This is a genomic window from Myroides sp. LoEW2-1, from assembly GCF_009767705.1.
GTDB classification, from domain to species: Bacteria; Bacteroidota; Bacteroidia; order Flavobacteriales; family Flavobacteriaceae; genus Flavobacterium; species Flavobacterium album_A.
In genome coordinates this window covers 1-3,001 of sequence record NZ_WSPP01000260.1, presented here as the reverse complement: position 1 = coordinate 3,001, position 3,001 = coordinate 1, and the positions used below count along the sequence as shown (strand labels likewise).

Here is a 3,001-nt window from a genome sequence, read left to right as displayed (position 1 = left end):
CACCATCAGGATTCAATATAGGTATGATTCTTAAAGTAAAAATATCCCTCCATTTTAACACTTCTACCTGAGTATCATCAGAGAGGTAATTTAACAAATCTATCACTGCTTTTGTTGTGGTTGATTCGTTACCATGCATCTGAGACCACATCAAAATTCTTATACTACCATTCCCCCAAGTAATACTTTTAATCTCTTTTCCCAAAACAGATTCTCCTTCTATATTTAACTTAAAGCTATACTTTAAGTCTCGTAAAAAATCCTCGATACTTTTATTAGTGATATACCTACCCTTAATTTTACTATAAGTATTGGTCTTTACAATATTATCTACCTCCATTGCTTGAGTTACTTTTCATTAGTATTACAAATGTAAACAGATATTTTTTTACATCTGTAAACAGTTAAATTAAAATCATAGTTTACAATTGTAATTTACATTAGTATACATTCATACTGTTACTTGCAAATAAATCATTTCAAACAAAATAAAAACACAAAACATAATAAATCAACTATTTAAGTACTATATATTAAACCAATACGTTAACATAGTTTACATATATACAGTTGTAAACATTGGATATATACAATAAATAATTACATTTGTAAACAGTTATATATTTTGTATGTATTTACATTTTTAAACAAATACCTATGGACAATTTTGTAAACAGATTAGAATTTTTACTGGAAACATTAGACTATACTGCTTCCGCTTTTGCCGATAAAATTGGAGTACAAAGATCGAGTTTATCTCACCTTCTATCGGGTAGAAACAAACCAAGTTTAGATTTCATTCTAAAAATAAATGACACCTTTCCCGACATTAATCTCTTGTGGTTACTCAAGGGAAAAGGCAATTTTAACAACCTCGATAATCAGGAAATAAACATACAAAAAGACATCCCTTCTTTAACCAACACACCTATTTCCCCTACTCTATTTGATGAAGATAAACGAGAAAAAGAAAATAATATTTTAACAAAAAAAGAGGAAAATATTGAAAGTAAAAGCTTGACAAATTTAGCTCCAATCGCACAGTCTTTTAATTCAAATAGCGACATAGACCAAATTATTATTTTTTATAAAGACGGAACTTTTAGCAACTTCAAACCTAAATAAAAGAATAATAATCCATGTCCTATTTCAATAAAGTAATGCACTATCTTTGCAATTAAAAACGTTTAAATGATAACTAAATTTCTAAGCTATTTTTTTCCAATTACCATAAAAAAAACAAACTCTAAAATCAACAATCAATTAGAAGTTACATGGCATAAAGGAGAATTAAATTTAGATTCTACAAATACAAACTACTCCTATGGAAATCTTGAAAAAGTACTTCGAGATGGACTAAAATTTATTGGCAGTCATAAAATAAAAGAGATGAATCATATCTTGGTTTTAGGATTAGGAGCAGGTAGCATAGTCGATACTTTAAGAAATTATATTAACTACCAAGAGAACATTATTAGCGTTGAAATTGATCCTATAGTTATCCATTTAGGAAAGAAGTACTTCAATTTAAAAAAGCTAACTCATAAGCACACTATCGTTGAAATGGATGCTTTCGAATATGTTCTTAGAAGTCAAGAAACCTTTGACTTGATTGTCATCGACATCTTTCAAGATTACACGATGCCAAGTTTTCTATTCGAGGACTATTTTGTATCTCACCTAAAGGAATTATTATCAGTTAATGGTTTTATATTATTCAACACTATCATATTAGACGAACATCACAGAAAAAGAAATAACGCCTTTTTGCAGATGTTTGAAAAAGAGATGTACTCCACTCGCATATATCCGAAAAGCCAAACACACAATGAACTAATTACAATCAAAAAGCTTAGGTAATAAAGTTTTAATACACTCACAAATAATTATCTTTGTAAATCTAACAGATGATAAGACTTACAAAATGATAAAGATTATAGAAGCTCAAAGCAAAAAGGAAATAGCTGATTTTGTCAAATTCCCTTTTAAACTTTATAAGAACAATCCTTATTGGGTCCCTCCCATCATAAAAGAAGAAATAAAGAGTTTCGATCTGAAAAATGACATATTCAAAAGTGTTGATGTAAAATTCTTCTTAGCGTATAAAAACAACGAAATTGTAGGCCGTGTTGCTTGTTGTATTAACTGGACAGAAGTAAACGATTTACACAAGAGCAAAGTCAGATTTGGATGGCTTGAGATGATTGATGATATCGAAGTTACTAAAGCGTTAATTCAAGTCGTTAAAGAGTTCGGAAAAACCCATAAAATGAACTATATAGAAGGCCCTATGGGATTTTCTAATATGGATAAAGCAGGAATGCTAACAAAGGGGTTTGACTATATTGCTACCATGATCGGGATATACAATCCTGAATACTACCCTATACACCTTGAACAATTAGGCTTTAAACCTGAAGCTGAATGGATAGAATACAAATTAGACAAGACACTCTATAACGAAGGAAAATTAACTAAGATGGCCAGTTTGATAGAAAGTCGCTATAATGTAAAAGCACTTGAATTCAAAACGACAAAAGAGCTAATGCCTTATGTGAATGAAATGTTCGCTCTTTTAAACAAAACATATGCTGACCTACAAAGTTTTGTTCCTATACAAGATTTTCAAATTGAGCATTATAAAGAAAAATACCTTCAATTCATCCACCCCGATTTCATCTCTTGTATCATGGATGAAAACAATAAGATGATTGCATTTGCCATCACTATGCCGTCATTCTCTAAAGCATTTCAAAAAGCAAATGGCAAATTATTCCCATTCGGTTTTTTACATTTACTTAAAGCCATAAGAAAGAACAATCATGCAGAGTTTTATCTTATAGGAGTAGATCCAGAATACAGAAGTAAGGGAATTACTGCAGTTATATTTAGAGAAATATATGACTGTTTCAAAAAACACAATATTGAATTCATAGAAACCAATCCTCTTTTAATTGAAAACAATAAAATTCAATTGTTATGGAAAAACTTAAATCCAATC

4 protein-coding genes are annotated in these 3,001 nt (G+C 29.7%); 3 read left to right on the top strand and 1 reads right to left on the bottom strand.

What is annotated here, in order from left to right; translation table 11 throughout:
• Nucleotides 1–340 (bottom strand): M14 family zinc carboxypeptidase (locus GOQ24_RS13570; RefSeq protein WP_262885683.1); only part of this gene is annotated, 340 nt, incomplete at its 3' end.
• 317 nt (nucleotides 341–657) lie between these two features.
• On the opposite strand from GOQ24_RS13570, the gene GOQ24_RS13565 reads away from it, so the two are divergent.
• The 3 genes from GOQ24_RS13565 to GOQ24_RS13555 all read left to right on the top strand — a co-directional run.
• Nucleotides 658–1,125, top strand: a complete 468-nt coding sequence (locus GOQ24_RS13565; RefSeq protein WP_155091858.1) for a helix-turn-helix domain-containing protein — start codon at nucleotides 658–660, stop codon at nucleotides 1,123–1,125.
• Nucleotides 1,126–1,191: 66 nt separating this feature from the next.
• Entirely contained in the window at nucleotides 1,192–1,860 is a 669-nt protein-coding gene (locus GOQ24_RS13560) for a spermidine synthase (RefSeq protein ID WP_155091859.1), read from the top strand.
• A 64-nt stretch (nucleotides 1,861–1,924) separates the two neighbouring features.
• Nucleotides 1,925–3,001: GNAT family N-acetyltransferase (locus GOQ24_RS13555; protein WP_160339935.1), on the top strand; the 1,077-nt coding region annotated here is incomplete at its 3' end.

What these genes read in the sequence shown, in the direction of transcription:
- GOQ24_RS13565 (WP_155091858.1), top strand. Translation starts at nt 658, where the DNA reads ATGGACAATTTTGTAAACAGATTAGAATTTTTACTGGAAACATTAGAC.
- GOQ24_RS13560 (WP_155091859.1), top strand. Translation starts at nt 1,192, where the DNA reads ATGATAACTAAATTTCTAAGCTATTTTTTTCCAATTACCATAAAAAAA.